Below are 18,063 nucleotides of genomic sequence, written 5' to 3' on the forward strand. Positions count from 1 at the left end.
ACGGCGATGTCCTTCTCGGGGAATTCCTCACGGAAGATGCGCTCGATCTCGTCACCGGTGCCGACCGGTACGGTGGACTTGGTGACGACGACCGTGACGCCGGTGACGGCAGCGGCAATCTCGCGGGCGGCGGCGTAGACGTAAGTGAGGTCGGCATGGCCGTCACCACGGCGGGACGGCGTGCCCACCGCGATGAAGACAACATCGGCATTGGCGACCGGGCCTGCGAGGTCGAGCGAGAAACTCAGGCGTCCGGAGGCGCGGTTATGCGCAATGATCGCTTCGAGGCCCGGCTCGAAGATCGGCACCTCGCCGCGCTCCAGCGCCTCGACCTTCTCGGTCGACTTATCGACACAGATCACCTCGTGACCGAAGTCCGCCAGACAGGCTCCCGACACCAGGCCGACATAACCCGAACCGATCATCACAATGCGCATTTTCAACCACACCTTGGGCTTCAAGGACCCTTACGTCGAAGCTCCATCAACGGGCTCAGAACGAGGATGGCAGTTCGTAAAGTTTTCGACAGGCGTCGTGATAACGAATCCTCCTAGAGAGGCAATGTGAAATTTAGTTCAAATATACAAATCGCGGCTCCCATTAACCATATCGGAGCTGTCCGTTCCGGATGCGTTCTATTTGCCTTGTCGGCGAGCCATCTCCGGGCTAAGTCTGGGCTGTGCCGGAAAAATAACGATCTCCAGAACTTAAGCGGCCCACGCTGGTGTTCGAGCACCAAACGAGGGCCTGACCCGCAACCTTGGCAAGAAGGAATTGGGCTATGAAGACCCTTAACCGCTTCGCTTCCGTGATGGAAGCACTCCCCACATGGATCCTGTTGATCCCCTTTTCGATCATACGGCGGCAACCAGGCGCTCTGCCTTCGCCGGCGCAGGTTTGACGGCTGCGCTTCCGCAAGCCTGATCGAACTCTTATGACATCGCTGGCATCAGTTGAGGTCGAGCGCGCCGGACGACGTCCTGAGCCGGGCCATGGACTTTGCCCTGATGTCGCTCAACACAGGATACATAATATGACCAACACCGTTTCCGGTGCGGCTTCCTCACCAACCCATCCGCATGCTGTAAATCCAGATGTGCTGCATCCGAGGCTTGATGGACTATGCCGTCAGGTGCTGACATCAAGCTTTGGCTCGACCTCTCTGATGGCCGCGCTTGAGTAAGGACTTTCTGACGTTTCCAGCCTGCTGCGCGGTGTGCCGGCGGCCGAGAGCCGCCTGATCGAGCGCGGCATTCAGATGATTGTCGGCCTCTATCCCGAACTCGTTGTGCTGACGGAAAACATTCGTCTGCCGGTGAGCAAAGCAGCGCTGGATGTCGTCGAGCGCAACGAACCTCGTCAATATGCATCCTTGACGCGACGGCTGGCCGAACTCGATCTCTACCAACAGGCAGCCGTCGCAGGTCTGCTTGACGAGCGCACTTATGACGCTGGTGGGAGTGCTGGTCCGACCTGGATCAGTCACTGGGTGCCGACAGCTGAGCTGATGCATCTGTTATCGCTTGGACCTCCGGGCAAAAAGATCCTGTGTCGCAGGCTCGGACATGACGGCCAGCACCGCGATCCCCTCGCGGAGGCCTCGCAGTCTCAGCCGGCGTCAACGGCACCCGATCGAAAAACTCCGATGTCGACGTCGTCATTGGTATCGTCGTCAGCATCAGATACGGATTCTCAGCGCCAAGCCGCATGGCACTGGGCTGCTCTCCGTGAACACCTGCCGCTTACGAAAGCAGCACCCGTCGCGGTGGCTCTGCTGATTGCCCGCGCAGTCGGATCACACCTTGGCGGATGGGAGGCGCTGCGGGCGATCCTGCGCCGCCCCGACCCGTTCATCGTGATGTGCATCCCAGTCCCCGGCTTCCAGCGCCATTGTGGCCGCTCCCTGGAGGACGGACTGCTCATCCTCCAACCGCACAAAGAAGATGAAGTCCGGACGCAATATCCGATTCTCGTTGGCATCCTCATAGATGAGGCCGAGTGAATCCTGACCAGAGCGGGCTGGGTTGCGATACCAGCCGATAGCCTCATTGCGCGCCAGTTCCGCTTTCAGAACTGCTGACTCCCAGGTTGAAGTGAAGTCTTGCGGAAAGTGTCCCTTTTCATCACAAAGCAGGTGGCGCTCATAACGAGGCAGATCGACCTCTTTGCCGTTTTCGCGCGCGGTCGTCATTTGCAGCCACATATGCGGGCGGACCATTTCGACCGGCAGCGGGTCGGCGCTCATTTCCCTGATCTGGCGATAGACGTCTTGCCGCGAGCTTGTAAACCGTGGACGGAGGCAGAACATCGATGACCTGAACCATCCATCCATATGGGCCGATCGCTATCCTCAATGGAAGCAATGAGCAGTTAAAATTCGAACGAAATTTTCCATCCCAGATTCAAGTATGCGTGCTACCTCCGATGGAAATGCGGAGATGTATTGTGGTTATTCTATATTCAGTGGCTTCCATCTTATTTTTGTGTGTAACTATCTCAGTCGTATCGCTCGAATGGTTTAGGCACCTGGCTAAGCAACTACAGCTCTACATGCTACTTACTGCCCTGGTGAGCGGCATGTGGTGGTTCGCAAGTTCGCAATTGTCCGCGTTTGCGATGAAGCCTGGGGCTAACGAACTTATGAATAACCTGAACCGTTGGGCAGCCGGTGCAGCAGTGCTCTCAGCGGCCTTAGGAATAGGGATTTACGTAGGTAACGCCTCATCCAAAACAATCGAGAAGCGGCGAAGGGAGAAGAAGCGGATCCAGGACGCTGCCATTGAGGCAGCCATTCAGAAGCATGCCTCAAATTCTGATACGCCGTAGCATTTGAAAGATCAAAGAGTTGCCAGAACTGGCAATCGCTTGAGCAAAGGCAGACTTTGCGTGCCTCAAGCGAGGCTCTACCATCCTCGATACTTTTGCAAGGCACCCCAACACACTAGATACTGGTGGGGAAACCCTTGCACCCCAAGGGTTCACGATGGCGGAGAGGGTGGGACACTAATCCACGCCGGATAGGCAATTAAATTCAAATACTTAGCTGCAGCCCATCACTGTGTTTGCAGTCCATTTTGTAGCTAGGTTTGGGGGCGGAAAACTGTGGATTTCCGCCCCTGCCCTACTCTAGCTGCTAGGCATGGCCGTTCTGTTCAGCGTCGGCCTTGATCGTCTCGGGCCAAATGTCACCGAAGACGCCGATCGCTTCCTTCACGCGGGTTTCGTCCAGGTCGCCGGTGACAGGGCAAACCAGATCCCCCGAATTGATGGCGCTGCAAAGCTGATCGATCAGGCGATCATATGCGGTCTTCTCAAGATAGATGGCGTTCATGTTCGGCGCTCCATTGGCTGGTTGATGCACCGATTCTGATTCAAGTCGCGAAACTTATAAAGAGATATTAATAAATAATTTCAGATACTTAGGATAAGTAAGTAGTGACTTATCAGTCTAGTTTGCTGCAACTGCCTACCGCCACAAAGAGGGTATCTGTGCTGTCGTTGTAGTGGGAGAAGAGATAGGCGCTTATGAATTTGCGGGTTTCGAAGCTGAATCGAAGCGAGCCTAGGTATGTGCTGCAAATCAATTCGTCGGAGATCAGCGCTTCAGTCGTAGGGATATTCATACAAGTGACGTCGTTCTTAAGATCGGTGTCAGTGAATGTGACCTTGTAGGAGTCGGGGCCGCTACCCGGACGTATCTTAAGGATCGATCTAATCCGTGTGGTATCGAATGCGCCGGCAATCCATTGTTTCGTTTCTTTGTTGTAAGCCATCCCGCCGGCCGCGTCTGCGAGGCAAAGGTAGTTGCCGGTAACGCCTTCAGCCTGTGCCGCGCCAAATGCGCCGATCAGTGCCAGGGTAAGAGCGAGCCGCTTCATATGGAATCCGCTTAAGGTTGTTCTTTCGACAACCTAGCGTGACAATTCGAGCGCTGCAATCACGGCGCACCGGGGCTTGTGAGCGGGTGGGTTTCTTTGACTCATAGCGGGCCGCTGGCAAGCGCCTGGGCTTCGCGCTGTCATTGGCCGGCGAGGCCTTAGAAACGCGCGGGCGGGCTGCTGTGGCCTTTTTGGAGCCGTGCCAGGCTTCAGCTTCACGCCGGAAGCTTTCGGTGATGAAGTAGGGCTTGCCAGCGAGCCGTTCGCCGGTCTTCGCGAAGTCCTTCAGGGTGTAGCCATGCCAGCCGGTCGAGTCTGAAATAGGAACCAGTTCCACCATGCGGCCCTGTCCATACTTCGATTCCGCCTTCCCGGTCGTGCTGTAGAGCGCGGCCCTGATCTGGTCCGGATCATGAGCGCCGGGAATGATGACGCCGTGAGCGTGAAGCTTGCCGGTGAGCGGTGAGAATTCGAAGGCGAAGGCATATTCGAGCGCGTGGCCGAGGTGCTTCTTCAGAGCGCGATTTAGCGAACGCGACAAAGCGCGCGCCGGATCGTCAGACTTCCGCAAGCGGGCTTCGTTGGCCTTGGAGAATTGAAGGGTGAGCGCGAGGCCGTCACGTTGGGCTGCGAACCTGAAGGTGAGAAGAAGGCGCTGTTCCGGGGTGAGGCTGCACCATTGCCGGCGGATAGGCATCACCTGGGCTGCACGCTTGTCGTCGGCTTCGCGTTGGCGGGTCTTCCTATTCTCTTCAGCCTTCCGGATGGTGTCGAGAAGAGACGGCGGGCGAACGATCGGCGCACGTGGCGAAGTCGTCGGCTTGTCCAGGTCGGTGAAGATCGCGGCGAGGTCGGAAGCTTCAGGTGTAAGGGTTGTGGTAGGAAGGGGAAGAGAGAGGGGTGAAGGGCTAACTACACCTTCACCTTTCGAAGCCGGTTCTTCAGGCTGCGGAAAATAGGGTTCCGGCTCTTCCTGAGCTTCAAAAAGTTGCACTGTTTCGCAACTCTCATCTTCCGAAAAATCGAGCGCGGCGATCTCATCCAAGATGGATTGCGCAACGCCGCAATTCTTCGTGACGATGAATTCGGGGGAAGCGGCGACCTGTTCGCCATCGAAGAAATTTTCAAGGCGACGTGTTTTTTCTGCAAAATCGTCGCGGTCATTGCTATAATGCACTTAGTGATCCTTCAGCACAAGGATTGCGTTAAGAAAACCGAAGCCGGAAGGATTGCGCCCCTTCCGGCTGTTTCTTTTTCAGCAACTATTATAGCAAGCCGATCAGCGATATTTGCGAAAAAGTGACGCCGCGTGTCGATTTATATTGAACGACTGCCCAAGCGTTGCTTCAGCGGTCCTTACGCGGGCATTACACCTTACTGCCGGGAAGTGTGCCCGATTGATAGCGTCGTGCATCTGTCCAATCATCGAACCGGTCTGGTCGATCAGATACCGTCCCGCCGATGACTGATCTTCATGCCCCATGATCAGCCTCATCGCGGCTTCAGGCGCGCCGCCGCGCGTCATCGTCGCTTTCATCGTGTGCCTGAAGGTGTAGAAATCATTGTCTTCCGTCTTCACGCCGAGGCCTGGGAGGAATGTCCTGTTGATCCATCTGTTGATGTTATCATCCGTCACCCAATCAGGTAGCAACCTCTTATCACTTCGCCGGTTCGCGGCTTCGACGTGTTTTAGAAAGCCGAGATTGATCAGGTCATCGTGCAACGGAACCAACCGCTTCGAACGCCTGTTTTTTGTGGCGGTGTTTAGGTCGATCACCCAATGTCCATTTTCCTTATAGACCCGATCAGCCGTAGCCAGACGCAACTCACTAGAGGGGCGCGCCGCCGTCAAAAGGGTGAGTAGGATTGCCCATTGCCGGGTTCCCCAAGTCGGTTCCGAGAACAGATCACTTTCGAATATCTTGGCTAGCTGGTCCGGTGTGAAGATCGCTCTAGTGGTGTCACCATCGACCTTCTTAGCCTTCACCTTCACCCCCTGGGCCGGATTCGCGGGCATGAATTTTTGACGCACCGCCCATCCGAGGATAGTTGATAGGTGCATTAACCACTTGTCATTTATGGTTTTCTTGTCGAGCGGCGCATACGGTCGCGCAAGGGCCTTGTTCAATTCGATCGCTTGAGGGAGCGTCGCCCCTTTAAACCGCTTCGTGTAACTTGATGGCAACTCGACAAGAGCATTCTTGTAGGCAATCACATGATCATCCGTGATCTGGTCTAGATAGAAGTCACCGCCGAGAAACTCGCTAAACATGCGGATAGCAACCGAATGCTCTCTAACGGTTCGTGCTGCCAGGTCATCGTTCTCCTTCTCGAAGCGCTCCACTAGTCCAGAGAGCCTTATGCGGTTCCTGGCGCCCATTGCCTTTGTGGGGGATGCCGGCCCTGCCTCTTCCGGGGCTGTCGCTAAGATCGCCGCGCGGGGTTCGGGATCGTGAGCCTGCCCCGATCGGCGCGAAGCTTCTATCTGCAACGTGTCTAATCGAACCTCTGCCAAGGCGGGAAGCAAGGCCGAACGGTCTTGTGTGGTCATGTGCTGCGATTGTAGGTCCTCGTCGATCGCGTAGCCTAAGAGTGCTTCGGCCTCATCGTCGGGAAGCGAACCATTCGCCACGGCCCGAAGCTTGTTCGCCAGGACGCCGGCACTGAGCTTGAAGAACTCTTCATTCTGCGACGGAAGGGCCGATAGCTGTTCGGCCAGGATCGCCGTTTTTTTCACGTTCGAAGAATTCGCGCGCCATCTTGCGAGCATCGAATGCGCTAGCCGGATTGGCTAACGACATACGCGCGGCATTTAGGATCTGCTCAAACTCTTCGAGGATTTTTGCGGCCTGCCGGCGAGCTTTGATCGTATCGGGGCCGAGGGGTCGCAGAAGTTCTCGCTTCCCAACGATTACCCGTAACTCTTCCGGAACGGCCTTTCAAGCCACCCATTGATTCTTGATCCACGGGACATTGACCATGAGTTTCTTAGGCATCGTCAGCGGTCGCTTTTGTAGTTGATTTTGTAGCGAGCTTTGGATGCTAAACGCCGGATTTTCAAGGGGTCTTGAGCGATATCAGGGCGTTAGGATCGTTATGGCGGAGAGGGTGGGATTCGAACCCACGATACCCTTGCGAGTATGCCGCATTTCGAGTGCGGTGCTTTCGACCACTCAGCCACCTCTCCGGTCACATTGGTCGGCGCTTGTTGGCGCGGGCTGTCTCATAGCGGCAACTCACCCCCCACGCAAGAGCGATATGACGCTTTTTCCACTCTTCTGCAGAAACAGCGGCGCCCTCCCCCGCGCGCTGCTTCCTTCAGAGATCCCGGCCGTCAGTTCAACGCCATATCGTTACTCACGAGTCGCAGAAGAGGCGCGTCAAGGATCGCCGATGAGAGCGACTGTAGAGCCCCGGTGAACATCGACCTGTCCAAACGCGTTGGCAAATCAAAGCCAAAGATCCGGAACCCGAGATAGTCGATTCCGCCGATCTGGGATGGTGGAGATTGTCGAACCACTTCCTTGAAGTTGAACGGACTCCGTACGCGGACTCCGCAGCCCTCCCCCCCTCACCTCACGCCACCTCCGGCAAGCCGCCAATCAGCTTATCGAGCGTCACAGGATATTCGCGCACCCGCACTCCGGTCGCATTGTAGACAGCATTCGAGATCGCGGCGGAGACGCCGCAGAGGCCGAGTTCGCCGACACCCTTGGCCTTCATCGGCGACGACATCGGATCGGTCTCGTCGAGGAAGATCACCTCCTGATGCGGGATGTCCGCATGCACAGCCACCTCATAGCCGGCGAGATCATGGTTGACGAAGAAGCCGCGGCGCGTGTCGACCGCCAGCTCCTCCGAGAGGGCCGCACCCACGCCCATGGTCATGGCACCAATCACCTGGCTGCGCGCCGTGATCGGGTTCAAGATGCGCCCGGCGGCACAGACGGCCAGCATGCGTCGCACACGGCACTCGCCGCTTGCCATGTCGACGGCAACTTCGACGAAATGCGCACCGAAGGTCGATTGCTGGTGAGTCTTGGAAAGATCGCCCCATTCCATCGTGTCCTCCGCCACCAAACCTTCGGGCCCGGCGACCTCCGCGAGCGGGACGGCGCGATTTCCGGAGCGAACCTGGCCACCCTCGAAGACCACGTCTTCAGTGTTGAGACCGATCGTCTTGACGACAGCATCGCGCAGCTTCACGCAGGCCGCATAGACGCCCGCGGTCGAGCAATTGGCCCCGAACTGCCCGCCGGAGCCGGCAGAGACCGGAAAGCGGGAATCGCCGAGGCGTACATCGACCTCCTCGACCGTGACCCCCATCATCTCGGCCGCCGTCTGCGCGATGATCGTATAGCTGCCGGTGCCGATATCCGTCATGTCGGTCTCAACGGTCACGCGGCCCTCCCGTGTAAGCCGGACACGGGCGCCCGAGGGAACGAGGAGGTTGTTGCGGAGTGCCGCAGCGACGCCAGTGCCGATGAGCCAGTTGCCCTCGCGGCGGGAGCCTGGCGTCTGGCGCCCTTGCCAGCCGAAGCGCTCGGCGCCGAGGCGCAGGCAGCCAATGAGGTCGCGGTGCGAGAACGGCCGCTCAGGATGCTCCGGGTCGACCTGGGTATCATTGATGATCCGGAACTCGACCGGATCGATGCCCAGCTTATCCGCCATCTCGTCCATGGCAATTTCCAGCGCCATCAGGCCCGGCGCTTCGCCGGGCGCGCGCATGGCGTTGCCTTCGGCGAGATCGAGCGTTGCAAGGCGCATAGCGGTCATGCGGTTCGCCCCGGCATAGAGAAGCCGCGTCTGGTTGACCGCCGTCTCGGGTTTGCCGCCCGGCAGGTCGCCGGACCAGCTCTCATGCGCGATCGCCTCGATCTTGCCATCGGCCGCAGCGCCGATCCGGATGCGCTGGACAGTAGCCGGTCGGTGGGTGGTATTGTTCATGATCATAGGCCGCGGCAAGGTCACCTTGACCGCACGCCCGGCGGCTTTCGCGCCCAATGCTGCGAGCACGGCATCGGCCCGGAGGAACAGCTTGCCGCCGAAGCCACCGCCGATGAATGGCGACATCAGCTGGATCTTCTCCTTGTCCATGTCGAGGAAGGTCGCCAGATCCTGCCGCCACCAGTCGATCATCTGGCTGGATGTCCAGACGCGCAGCGCATCGCCAGCCCAGGCCGCGATCGAGGCATGCGGCTCCATCGCGGCATGCGACTGGTCGGGCGTCCGGTAATGCGCATCGAGCGTCACGGGGGACCGAGGGAAGGCTGTGTCGAAATCGCCAAATTCGGTGTCGGGCTCTTCCTCTTCGTCCGGCTTGACCGCCGTCTTCATCGCTTCATCGAGGTCGTAAGAGCCCGCCTCCTCTTCGTATTCCACCTTGATCAGCGACGCGGCGGCACGTGCCTGTTCAAAAGTTTCGGCAATCACCAGCGCCACGGCCTGGTGATAGTGCTGCACCTTGCTGCCGCCGAAGAGGGTCGCGGTGTTATACTCACCCTTCTCGCGGTCGCCGACATCAAGCGTCGTCACAATGGACAACACGCCGGGCGCGCTCTTCGCCGCCTCGACGTCCATAGCCAGTATCCGCCCTTTTGCGATGGCGGCTCCCAGAGGGTAGCCATAGGCATAGTCGAGATCGGGCTCGTGTCCCTCATAAGCGTAGGTCGCCTGGCCGGTGACCTTCAGCGCACCGTCGATGCGGTGGATTGGACGCCCGACAACCGTCAAATTGTCGATGGGGTTCGTCGTGGCGGGTCTATCGAATTTCATTGCCTCAACCCCTCGCTTCCAAGATCACGGCGCTCAAGACGCGCTCCACCAGATCAAGCTTGAACCGGTTCTGCTCGGTGGGACGAGCGCCGGAGAACAGTACAAACGCAACCGCAGCCGCGCCCTTGGGCAATTCCGCCTCGGCTTCGGCCTTCCGCCAGGGTTTGTGCGCAACCCCGCCAAGGGCGACCCTGCCCGTCCCGTCCGGATGGATCACGGCGCCGACGGAAACGAGGGCAAAAGCATAGGACGCACGGTCGCGGACCTTGCGGTAAATCTGCCGTCCACCGACCGGCGGTGGGAGAACCACAGCCGTGATGATCTCGCCCTGCTCCAGCACCGTCTCGACGTGAGGCGTATCGCCCGGAAGACGGTGGAAGTCTTCCATGGCGATCATGCGCTTGCTACCGTCAGGCTGGACGGTCTCGACCACTGCATCCAGAGCACGCATAGCAACCGCCATGTCGCTCGGATGCGTCGCGATACAGGCATCGCTGACGCCCACCACCGCGTGCTGGCGGCTGAAGCCACCAATGGCGGAACAGCCGCTGCCGGGCTGACGCTTGTTGCAAGGCTGGTTGGTGTCGTAGAAATACGGACAGCGCGTCCGCTGCAAGAGATTGCCTGATGTCGTTGCCTTGTTGCGCAGCTGGCCGGACGCGCCGGACAGCAGGGCGCGCGTCAGAAGCGGATAGTCGCGGCGTACCGTCTCGTGAGCCGCGAGATCCGTGTTGCGCACCATGGCGCCGATGCGCAGCCCACCGTCCTCGGTCACCTCGATCTCATCAAGGCCAAGCCCGTTGACGTCGATCAGATGGGTCGGCGTTTCGATCTCAAGCTTCATCAGATCCAGCAGGTTGGTGCCGCCAGCGATGAATTTCGCGTCTGGATTGCTCGCAGCCGAGCTTGCGGCCGCCTCGATCGAGGAGGCACGTTCATAGGTAAAGGCTCTCATGCGCGTGTTCCCGCCACTTCGGTGATGGCATCGATGATGTTGGAATAAGCCCCGCACCGACAGATATTGCCACTCATCCGCTCGCGAAGTTCGTCGGCGGTGATCTCGGCCTTGGCGGTGAGATCTTCAGTGACATGGCTCGGGATATTGGCCGCGATCTCCTCCAGCACGGCAATGGAGGAACAGATCTGGCCCGGGGTGCAGTAGCCGCATTGGAAGCCGTCATGTTTCACGAAGGCGGCCTGTATCGGGTGGAGGTCGCCCGGCTGGCCGAAGCCTTCGATCGTTTTCACGCTGGCTCCGTCATGCATGACGGCCAGCGTCAGACAGGCATTCACCCGACGCCCGTCGATCATGACGGTGCAAGCGCCGCACTGCCCGTGATCACAGCCCTTCTTGGTGCCGGTCAAGTGGAGATGCTCGCGCAGAAGGTCGAGAAGGCTCGTCCTGTTGTCGACATCGAGTTGGTGTGGCTGGTCATTGACCGTCAGGGAAAGCGTGGTGCTGTGGCTCATCGAATGTCCTGGTCTCTGCATCGCCGACCCGCAGGCGGGACTTTTGGCGGTGATGGTAAGGGGGGATTTTCGTGGAATGTGGCTTCAAAGGGGGAACGCTGGAGAGGATGCCGGTCGGTGGAAAACCGATCGTCTCGCGGTCCGTCAGCGGTTACCAGACCTCCACTGTCGATAGGGTGCCAGAAGCTGCCCTGGAAAGCGGCGTTCGATCTCGTCCTCGACAAGCGCGATCCTGGCCAGGATCTCATCCCGGTCACTGGTCGAATCTTCACTGCGCATTTCCAGGGATTTCATGGCAGCGAAGACCTCATCATCGGTCATCGCCTCAAGCCGGGACGCAAGGTCCGATACGTCTTCTGTCTGAATATCGCTGGCCATGATCATGCGCCTCCCAATGGCTGGGAAAGGCAGACGACGGCAGATTGTTCCCGAAGCTTTTCAGGAATGAGACCGGAAAATGCCGACAGCGATTACCTTCGCAACCCGGAGGCACAGGTTCAATACCGGTCAGCGCTGCAGGTTATGATGGGAAGCAGTATGAGCGGCTGACCGCCTTCCGGGCGGCCAGCCAGGGACATTACGCCTCGACAGTCTCGCGGACGTCATCGAGCAGGAAATGCACCACCACATAGCGTGTCGAATAGGTCCGCCCGCTGTCGGAGACGCTCTCGACCGTGCCGCCGTCTGCCGGGTGCCACTGGCTGTAATGAGGATTGTTGACGATGAGCGTGATCGCCTTGCCGGCGAAGGCTCCCTGCAAACGGTAGCGCGCTTCAGCGAGCGGCCAGATGCGTTCGAAATCGGCTTGCGTTACCCGGACTTTCAGCGCCTGGCGGCGAATGGCCTCGCTATGCGAACCATCTTCTCGCTGACGCGCCGCACTTTCGAGCGTCACTTCCTCCGCCCCGTCGAGAATAGAGCTGAGTTCCTCCGGCCACATGCGTCTCATAGAATTGCTCCTCCCCGAGCGTGTTCATGGTGACACGGTCGAGTGTAGCGCGTCTGGCGCGGGATACAACGCGCCAGTGCTTGGTCGGATCAATTCGACGCAGAAACTGCCGCCGGTCGCCGAACTTTAGGAGAAGCCAGGAGGCTCACTCCGTGCAGCCGGTATCCTTTAGAGCCTGGGCATGGAAGCGGCGCAGTGCTGCTTCGATATCGGCCTTGGTAAAGCTGTGGCCGGCAGTCGCGAGGTCACGCGACAGGCGTGCAATTACATCGCCGTCACCGCTCACCACATGGTCGACCATGTGCAGGTCGCGGGCATAGCGCCCGAGGTCATCACCGGCAAAGCCGATCAACGATCCGGCCCAGTAGCCGGCGAGCAGATTACGACGGGCGCGAATGCTGCCGAGACCGTCCTCTTCGTGCGGATGGACGGAATGGGCGGTGGTCGTAACAGCGGATAGGGGCATGGCGCGATTCTCCTCCTCGGTCATGGATCAGGCTTCAGCTTCAGCGGAAACGAGATAGCTGGCAAGCGGCGCACAGGCCGGGTTTGCGGCATCGAGCAATTCAGCCGGGCTTGTCAGGCCGCTGACGACCGAAACCACGGTCGTGCCGGCCCACCAGAGATCACCGGTCGCGCGATCGATAAGCTGCGGGCCTGTGGTGCGCAGGCAGTCACCGGCCTGGCTGACAACCTCGACCGGGGCCTTCATCTCTTCGAGGCGCTGACGGATGTCGGCCTCGATCGGATCGACGACAAGCATGGCGAAAATCGATGCAATCCACTCGGCGATCATCGGGCAGTCCTCTGAAGCGAGGACGAGGGGCCGAACTGACGCTGCGTCTGCAGGCGTGGCTTCGGCTCACCGGGGCGCGCGTATGCCCCGTCGGCCGACGGAAAACGGCCGGGTGAAATCAAGATGGAGTGGTGGCGTCTCATGAACTGGTCCTTGGACCGGCAGCGGTGTCGAAAAGGTCCGACATCGCAAGAGCGCCGGGAGCTCTTACCAGAGGGGCCCGGACCAGCGGGTTGATCGCCATATGGGGAGCGATTCGGGCGTCTTCAAGGCATCGGCACATGACGATATGGAAAAGTCGGGCCATGCAGCCGGGGTCTTGTCTGGCCCCATTCTGCATGGCCCGGGCGGCGGGCGATCAAGGCTCGAGCCTCAGGGCGAAAGCCGTCCGGCTCCGCAGCCATTCCTCATCAGTAGCGGATGACCGGGCAGCCGCGGACATTGGCGAAGACCATCCGGTCGCGGCCGCCGTGGCGAACACCGGCAACCACCACGCGACGCGGCGTCACATCGGCAACGAAGGCACGACGCAGGCCGTTCCAGCGGGCCTTTTCTACGGCATGGTGCGGACGGCACTCGCCGCGGTGCGGACGGTCACGACCGGGGCCATCCCAGCCCGGGCCACGGCCGGGACGATCCCAGCCGGGACCGCCATGGCGCGGGCCTTCGATATAGACGCCCCAGCCGAAGCTGTCGGCAGATGCGGTGGAAGCGACGCCCGTGGTCGCCATGACCGAGACGAGGGCAGCAAGACCGATTTTGCGAAGCATGCCGAACATGTTCTCTCTCCTTGAAAGGCGCATCCTTGCGCCGTCGTTTCCATCCCGCCGTTGAAAGCGATTGATGTGAGAGTAGAATCGGTCGCCTGAATGCAGTCCGAATCCCGTATTCAGCAAGTGTTCACCTAGTTACCACAAGCCGGTTCGAGGCGTCAGACATGCAGGACGACTTCGCGGCGATGGGGGCTGTCGCGGTGCTCGAAGAGGTAGATCCCCTGCCATGTGCCGAGCAGCAGGCGCCGATCGGCAAAGGGGACCGAGAGCGAGACCGGCAAGAGGGCTGCCTTGATATGGGCCGGCATGTCGTCAGGCCCCTCGTCGCGATGCGTGATGAAATCCATCGCCGGATCCGTCGTCGGCGGCACGAGGCGGCGGAAAAACGCCTTGAGATCGGTCTGCACCAAAGGATCGGCATTTTCCTGGATCAGCAGCGAGCACGAGGTGTGGCGCACGAAGACCGTCATCACGCCCTCCTCCTCCGCTGCGCTCTCTCGCAAAAACTCCCGGACAGACTGGGTAAACTCGTAGAGGCCTTGTCCGCGGGTGGAGATTGCCAGTCGCATCATCGCCATGTGTAACACCCTTCTCCTGCTCCGGGGAAAGCTGCGCCGCCGCCCCTAGTCAGCCCCGGCCGACCTCTGTAGTCTCCCGCTGAAAAACGGAGGACGACGCACCGATGAGCCTGATCGAAACCATCGAAAGACAGGAAACCCAGCTCGTTTTCAAGAGCTTCGACGAGTTGGTGGCCTTCGAGGTCGGCCGCCGTCTGGTGGATCTCGCGCTGTCAGAAAAGGCGCCCGTGGTCATCGACATCCGCACCCCGGACCGCACCCTGTTTCATGCCGCCCTGCCCGGCGCCTCACCGGATAACGACCATTGGGCACGCCGCAAGAGCAATGTGACGCTGCGCATGCACAAGGCCTCACTGCGCGTCGGCGAAATGAATCGAGCCCGCGGGCGTAGCGTGTCTGCAGAAATCGGCCTCGATCCTATGGAATACGCAGACCATGGCGGCAGCTTCCCCGTCCGGGTCGCCGGCACCGGCGTTGTTGCGGCGATCACCGTCTCCGGCCTCAAGTCCGAGGAAGACCACGCGATGATCGTGACCGTCCTCGAAGCCTATCTCGGCGAAAGCTGAGCAGTCTCGGCCTTAGGGACGGGCGCCGGCAAACAGACTGAGGCGCGAGAAGAGATCATTCTCGCGCTCTAGCACCAGGACTGCCGGCAAGGCGTAGGGCCCCTGGTCTCCGGAGGGACCGCCTTCCGCATCGCGGCGATCAGAGCCATTAAGCGTACACTCGACCGCAACCCGGAAACCGGCCCGGTCGGTCATGACGACATGGTCCGAGAGCGTGATGCCGTGGCGCAGCACATAGGCCGCCAGCGTATCCCGAAAAGACGCGTGCCCGATCACCCTGATACCGTCGGGAAGATCGAGCACCGCCTCCTCCGCGAACATCGGGAGAAGCGCGTCGAAGTCGTGCCGGTTGAGGGCATCAATGACGGCAAGTGTCTGGTCTTCCAATGACATGGGCCTCTCCTTCTTTGTCTTGAACATAGGCCCGGCATTTGCCGTGGCAAGTCTGGACAAGCCGCCAGAGTGCCTCATCCAAGGGGGCGCAGCACGCCGCTCGCGGCCTGCAGCACGGCGTCCGTGACAGGTTTCATAGCCGGGGCTACAGTGCGGCTCACATGCCAGTAGAGCGGCACGTCGAGCGGGTTTCCGGGTATCAACTCCCGCAGCCTCCCGTCGGACAAGGCGTCAGCGGCCAGCGGCTCCGGGTTCATGCCCCAGCCAAGACCGGCAATTGCGGCATCGACAAAGGCATGGCTTGACGGCAGCCAGTGGGACGGTCCGGTAACGCCCACCCCGAGCGCCTTCTCGGCCCAGCGGGTCTGGAGCCGATCCTTGGCATTGAAGGTTATCACGGGCGCATCCTTCAACCTGGCCGCGGTGACTTCCTCCTGTCCGAACCAGCGCTCGACAAAGGCGGGGCTTGCCGTCGCCAGATAGCGCAGCGATCCCAGTGGCCGGCAATCGCAGCCCTGCACCGGTTTCGGCGACCCGCTGATCGCCGCCCGCACATCCCCGCGCTGCAGCCATTCGGCGCTGTGATCCTGATCGTCGATGACGAGATCGAACAGCATGTCGTCCACCGCCGCCATCGCCGGGATGAACCATGTGGCGAGACTGTCGGCATTCACCGCAAGCCGCAGTGTCGGCCAAGCGCCCGTCTCCCCGCCCGTTTTCGATGAAAGACCGAGATCCCGGCGCACGCCCTGCTCCAGCAGGCGCAGCTCCTCGGCATGGCGGAACAGCCTTTCCCCGGCCTCCGTCGCCCGGCAGGGCTGCGACCGGATGATCAGCGACGTGCCGACCTGTTCCTCCAGTTGGCGTACCCGCTGGGAAATCGCCGACTGCGTGACATGCAGCGTCTGGGCCGCACGCTCAAAGCTGCCGGTTCGGAGCACCGCAGACAGAGCAGAGAGCTGGGCCGGGTCAAACATTAGCAACGCTTATGCAGGATTAGGATTATTATCTTTCCTAATGAAAAGGCCCTGGCTAGTCAAAGCGGCATCTCAGGAGAGTTTAACATGGTGCTTGCAGCCACTGCCGGTTTTTTCCTCGGGCTCAGCCTGATCGTCGCGATCGGTGCCCAGAATGCCTTCATCCTGCGCCAGGGGCTACGCCGCGAGCATGTGCTGCCGCTGGTGCTGACCTGCGCCATCTCGGACGCCATCCTGATCGCGGCCGGTGTTGCGGGCTTCGCAACCGTGCTGTCACGCCTCGATTGGCTCGAGCCGGCGCTCCGCTATGGCGGTTCGGCCTTCCTCTTCGCCTATGCGCTGCGCAGCGCCCATTCTGCCTGGACGGGTGGCAACAGCATGCGCGCCGGCGACACCACGGCAACGGGTCTGCGCACCGCGCTCTTGACCTGCCTCGCCTTCACCTGGCTCAACCCGCATGTCTATCTCGACACCGTCGTCCTGCTCGGCTCGATCTCGACCCGCTATGCCGGCCACGAGGTGGCATTCGCCCTGGGCGCCATGACGGCATCCTTCTGCTTCTTCTTCAGCCTCGGTTACGGTGCCCGCCTCCTCGCCCCACTGTTTGAAAGGCCCGTGGCGTGGCGTGTGCTCGATGGGGTGATTGCGCTGGTGATGGCTTCGATTGCGGTCAAGCTCCTGCTCTGAGGCCCGCAGCTCCCCTTGGGTGACCTGGCTGATTGATGTAAATACCGGGTCGAACAAGGGGAGACGATGCGCATGTTCCTGACCAACCGTGACGTGGTGGAGCTTCAAGCCTTTAGGCATGACCTGCACCGACACCCGGAAGTCTCGGGCGAAGAGCGCGAAACGGCGCGTCGGGTTGTGGAAGCGCTGCGTCCGCTCGCACCGTCGAAAGTCCTGACCGAGCTTGGCGGTCACGGCGTGGCGGCGGTCTTCGAAAGCAATGAGCCAGGCCCCACCCTCCTCTTCCGCGCCGAGCTTGACGCGCTGCCGATCGAGGAAAAATCGCAAGCGGACCACCGCTCGACCGTCGCTGGCAAAGGGCATTTGTGCGGCCATGATGGTCACTCGACCATCCTTCTGGCACTGGCGACAGGCCTGTCGCGACAGCCGTTTGCCCGCGGCCGTGTCGTGCTGCTCTGGCAGCCGGCCGAGGAGGACGGCAGCGGCGCCGCAGCTGTGCTTCAAGACCCGCGATTCGCCGAGATCTGCCCGGACTTCGCCTATTCGCTGCACAACATGCCGGGTCTTGCCTTCGGTACCGTCGCGCTGAAGAGCGGACCGGTGAACTGCGCCTCCCGCGGCATGAAAATCCGGCTCTCTGGCAAGACGGCCCATGCCTCCCAGCCGGAAACCGGCCTCTCGCCCATGGCCGCGATGTCGAGACTGATGCCGGCACTGACGGCGCTCTCGAACGGCGCGCCACCTGCGACAGACTTCACGCTCGCAACCGTTACCCACGCCTCGCTCGGCGAACAGGCCTTCGGTATTGCCCCGGGCGATGCCGAAATCTGGGTGACGCTGCGCACTCTCATCGACGATCGGATGGCCGAGCTTTGCGAGAACGCGGAACAGCTGGTGGTCGAGGCGGCACGGGAAGCCAGCCTTGAGCACGCCATCAGCTACCACGACATCTTCTTCCACTGCGAAAACGCACCGGAGGCCGTTGCCCATCTTGAAGAGGCATTGACGTCGGAGGGTGTACGATTCGACGAAGGGACCCTGCCGATGCGCGCCTCGGAAGACTTTGGCCGCCTGCGCGCCATCTGCCCCTCGGCGATGTTCTTCCTCGGCGCGGGCGAGAAACACCCTGCCCTGCACAATCCCGACTACGACTATCCCGATGACCTGACCGCTATCGGCGCCCGGGTCTTCATGGCAGTGATCCGCAAGGCCTTGGACTAA

21 protein-coding genes and 1 tRNA gene are annotated in these 18,063 nt (G+C 60.5%); 3 read left to right on the forward strand and 19 right to left on the reverse strand.

Annotation, left to right across the window (positions count from 1 at the left end; translation table 11 throughout):
* From C0V73_RS00005 to C0V73_RS00090, 17 genes are all read right to left on the reverse strand, one after another.
* On the reverse strand, positions 1–437 hold a 437-nt coding region (locus tag C0V73_RS00005; RefSeq protein ID WP_143708290.1), incomplete at its 3' end, for a 2-dehydropantoate 2-reductase N-terminal domain-containing protein.
* Positions 438–1,141: 704 nt separating this feature from the next.
* Positions 1,142–1,363, reverse strand: coding sequence for a hypothetical protein (locus C0V73_RS22955; protein ID WP_143708291.1), 222 nt, complete (start codon positions 1,361–1,363; stop codon positions 1,142–1,144).
* 432 nt (positions 1,364–1,795) lie between these two features.
* Entirely contained in the window at positions 1,796–2,245 is a 450-nt protein-coding gene (locus C0V73_RS00015; RefSeq protein ID WP_102017961.1) for a hypothetical protein, read from the reverse strand.
* 888 nt (positions 2,246–3,133) lie between these two features.
* Positions 3,134–3,331, reverse strand: a complete 198-nt coding sequence (locus C0V73_RS00025) for a hypothetical protein (protein ID WP_102017963.1) — start codon at positions 3,329–3,331, stop codon at positions 3,134–3,136.
* Between the two features lie 112 nt (positions 3,332–3,443).
* Positions 3,444–3,878, reverse strand: coding sequence for a hypothetical protein (locus C0V73_RS00030; RefSeq protein WP_102017964.1), 435 nt, complete (start codon positions 3,876–3,878; stop codon positions 3,444–3,446).
* Complete coding sequence (locus C0V73_RS00035; protein ID WP_102017965.1) at positions 3,820–5,055, reverse strand: hypothetical protein; 1,236 nt, start codon at positions 5,053–5,055, stop codon at positions 3,820–3,822. The genes C0V73_RS00030 and C0V73_RS00035 overlap by 59 nt, the downstream gene beginning before the upstream one ends.
* A gap of 102 nt (positions 5,056–5,157) precedes the next feature.
* Entirely contained in the window at positions 5,158–6,615 is a 1,458-nt protein-coding gene (locus tag C0V73_RS00040) for a tyrosine-type recombinase/integrase (RefSeq protein WP_172449952.1), read from the reverse strand.
* A gap of 360 nt (positions 6,616–6,975) precedes the next feature.
* A tRNA-Ser gene (locus C0V73_RS00045) sits at positions 6,976–7,065 on the reverse strand.
* 389 nt (positions 7,066–7,454) lie between these two features.
* Positions 7,455–9,653 carry an aldehyde oxidoreductase molybdenum-binding subunit PaoC gene (gene paoC, locus C0V73_RS00050; RefSeq protein ID WP_102017967.1) on the reverse strand — a complete coding sequence of 733 codons (2,199 nt, stop codon included), beginning with the start codon at positions 9,651–9,653 and terminating at the stop codon, positions 7,455–7,457.
* Positions 9,654–9,657: 4 nt separating this feature from the next.
* Complete coding sequence (locus tag C0V73_RS00055) at positions 9,658–10,608, reverse strand: xanthine dehydrogenase family protein subunit M (RefSeq protein ID WP_102017968.1); 951 nt, start codon at positions 10,606–10,608, stop codon at positions 9,658–9,660.
* Positions 10,605–11,144: an aldehyde dehydrogenase iron-sulfur subunit PaoA gene (gene paoA / locus C0V73_RS00060; protein ID WP_102017969.1), complete on the reverse strand. Its 540-nt coding sequence runs from the start codon at positions 11,142–11,144 to the stop codon at positions 10,605–10,607. Before paoA ends, C0V73_RS00055 begins: the two co-directional genes overlap by 4 nt.
* A gap of 123 nt (positions 11,145–11,267) precedes the next feature.
* A complete protein-coding gene (locus C0V73_RS00065) occupies positions 11,268–11,504 on the reverse strand; it encodes a hypothetical protein (RefSeq protein ID WP_102018866.1) in 237 nt (78 codons plus the stop codon).
* 196 nt (positions 11,505–11,700) lie between these two features.
* Positions 11,701–12,063 carry a hypothetical protein gene (locus C0V73_RS00070; RefSeq protein ID WP_172450035.1) on the reverse strand — a complete coding sequence of 121 codons (363 nt, stop codon included), beginning with the start codon at positions 12,061–12,063 and terminating at the stop codon, positions 11,701–11,703.
* Between the two features lie 154 nt (positions 12,064–12,217).
* Entirely contained in the window at positions 12,218–12,538 is a 321-nt protein-coding gene (locus C0V73_RS00075) for an ATPase inhibitor subunit zeta (protein WP_102018867.1), read from the reverse strand.
* 27 nt (positions 12,539–12,565) lie between these two features.
* Positions 12,566–12,868 (reverse strand): hypothetical protein, encoded by a 303-nt coding sequence (locus tag C0V73_RS00080; RefSeq protein WP_102017971.1) that lies wholly within the window; start codon positions 12,866–12,868, stop codon positions 12,566–12,568.
* Between the two features lie 410 nt (positions 12,869–13,278).
* Positions 13,279–13,647 carry a hypothetical protein gene (locus C0V73_RS00085; protein ID WP_102017972.1) on the reverse strand — a complete coding sequence of 123 codons (369 nt, stop codon included), beginning with the start codon at positions 13,645–13,647 and terminating at the stop codon, positions 13,279–13,281.
* A gap of 152 nt (positions 13,648–13,799) precedes the next feature.
* The gene (locus C0V73_RS00090; RefSeq protein ID WP_102017973.1) at positions 13,800–14,219 is read right to left on the reverse strand and encodes a secondary thiamine-phosphate synthase enzyme YjbQ; all 420 of its coding nucleotides are present in this window, start codon (positions 14,217–14,219) and stop codon (positions 13,800–13,802) included.
* A gap of 104 nt (positions 14,220–14,323) precedes the next feature.
* Between C0V73_RS00090 and C0V73_RS00095 the strand changes: the two genes are divergently transcribed.
* Entirely contained in the window at positions 14,324–14,785 is a 462-nt protein-coding gene (locus C0V73_RS00095) for a heme-degrading domain-containing protein (RefSeq protein ID WP_102017974.1), read from the forward strand.
* 12 nt (positions 14,786–14,797) lie between these two features.
* Here the strand turns inward: C0V73_RS00095 and C0V73_RS00100 are convergent, their stop codons facing one another.
* Positions 14,798–15,178: a nuclear transport factor 2 family protein gene (locus tag C0V73_RS00100; RefSeq protein WP_102018868.1), complete on the reverse strand. Its 381-nt coding sequence runs from the start codon at positions 15,176–15,178 to the stop codon at positions 14,798–14,800.
* 74 nt (positions 15,179–15,252) lie between these two features.
* Positions 15,253–16,155: a LysR family transcriptional regulator ArgP gene (locus tag C0V73_RS00105; RefSeq protein ID WP_102017975.1), complete on the reverse strand. Its 903-nt coding sequence runs from the start codon at positions 16,153–16,155 to the stop codon at positions 15,253–15,255.
* A gap of 87 nt (positions 16,156–16,242) precedes the next feature.
* Here C0V73_RS00105 and C0V73_RS00110 point away from each other — a divergent pair, with 87 nt between their 5' ends.
* Both C0V73_RS00110 and C0V73_RS00115 read left to right on the forward strand, forming a co-directional pair.
* The gene (locus C0V73_RS00110; protein WP_102017976.1) at positions 16,243–16,842 is read left to right on the forward strand and encodes a LysE/ArgO family amino acid transporter; all 600 of its coding nucleotides are present in this window, start codon (positions 16,243–16,245) and stop codon (positions 16,840–16,842) included.
* 72 nt (positions 16,843–16,914) lie between these two features.
* Positions 16,915–18,063, forward strand: a complete 1,149-nt coding sequence (locus tag C0V73_RS00115) for an amidohydrolase (protein ID WP_102017977.1) — start codon at positions 16,915–16,917, stop codon at positions 18,061–18,063.

It is taken from the genome of Rhizobium sp. TH135, from assembly GCF_002855515.1.
Classification (GTDB): domain Bacteria; phylum Pseudomonadota; class Alphaproteobacteria; order Rhizobiales; family Rhizobiaceae; genus Allorhizobium.

Excerpts from the sequence above, each read along its gene's own strand:
- C0V73_RS00015 (WP_102017961.1), bottom strand. The coding sequence starts at position 2,245 with ATGAGCGCCGACCCGCTGCCGGTCGAAATGGTCCGCCCGCATATGTGG.
- C0V73_RS00025 (WP_102017963.1), bottom strand. The coding sequence starts at position 3,331 with ATGAACGCCATCTATCTTGAGAAGACCGCATATGATCGCCTGATCGAT.
- C0V73_RS00030 (WP_102017964.1), bottom strand. The coding sequence starts at position 3,878 with ATGAAGCGGCTCGCTCTTACCCTGGCACTGATCGGCGCATTTGGCGCG.
- paoC (WP_102017967.1), bottom strand. The coding sequence starts at position 9,653 with ATGAAATTCGATAGACCCGCCACGACGAACCCCATCGACAATTTGACG.
- C0V73_RS00055 (WP_102017968.1), bottom strand. The coding sequence starts at position 10,608 with ATGAGAGCCTTTACCTATGAACGTGCCTCCTCGATCGAGGCGGCCGCA.
- paoA (WP_102017969.1), bottom strand. The coding sequence starts at position 11,144 with ATGCAGAGACCAGGACATTCGATGAGCCACAGCACCACGCTTTCCCTG.
- C0V73_RS00070 (WP_172450035.1), bottom strand. The coding sequence starts at position 12,063 with ATGTGGCCGGAGGAACTCAGCTCTATTCTCGACGGGGCGGAGGAAGTG.
- C0V73_RS00075 (WP_102018867.1), bottom strand. The coding sequence starts at position 12,538 with ATGCCCCTATCCGCTGTTACGACCACCGCCCATTCCGTCCATCCGCAC.
- C0V73_RS00080 (WP_102017971.1), bottom strand. The coding sequence starts at position 12,868 with ATGATCGCCGAGTGGATTGCATCGATTTTCGCCATGCTTGTCGTCGAT.
- C0V73_RS00085 (WP_102017972.1), bottom strand. The coding sequence starts at position 13,647 with ATGTTCGGCATGCTTCGCAAAATCGGTCTTGCTGCCCTCGTCTCGGTC.
- C0V73_RS00090 (WP_102017973.1), bottom strand. The coding sequence starts at position 14,219 with ATGGCGATGATGCGACTGGCAATCTCCACCCGCGGACAAGGCCTCTAC.
- C0V73_RS00095 (WP_102017974.1), top strand. The coding sequence starts at position 14,324 with ATGAGCCTGATCGAAACCATCGAAAGACAGGAAACCCAGCTCGTTTTC.
- C0V73_RS00100 (WP_102018868.1), bottom strand. The coding sequence starts at position 15,178 with ATGTCATTGGAAGACCAGACACTTGCCGTCATTGATGCCCTCAACCGG.
- C0V73_RS00105 (WP_102017975.1), bottom strand. The coding sequence starts at position 16,155 with ATGTTTGACCCGGCCCAGCTCTCTGCTCTGTCTGCGGTGCTCCGAACC.
- C0V73_RS00110 (WP_102017976.1), top strand. The coding sequence starts at position 16,243 with ATGGTGCTTGCAGCCACTGCCGGTTTTTTCCTCGGGCTCAGCCTGATC.
- C0V73_RS00115 (WP_102017977.1), top strand. The coding sequence starts at position 16,915 with ATGTTCCTGACCAACCGTGACGTGGTGGAGCTTCAAGCCTTTAGGCAT.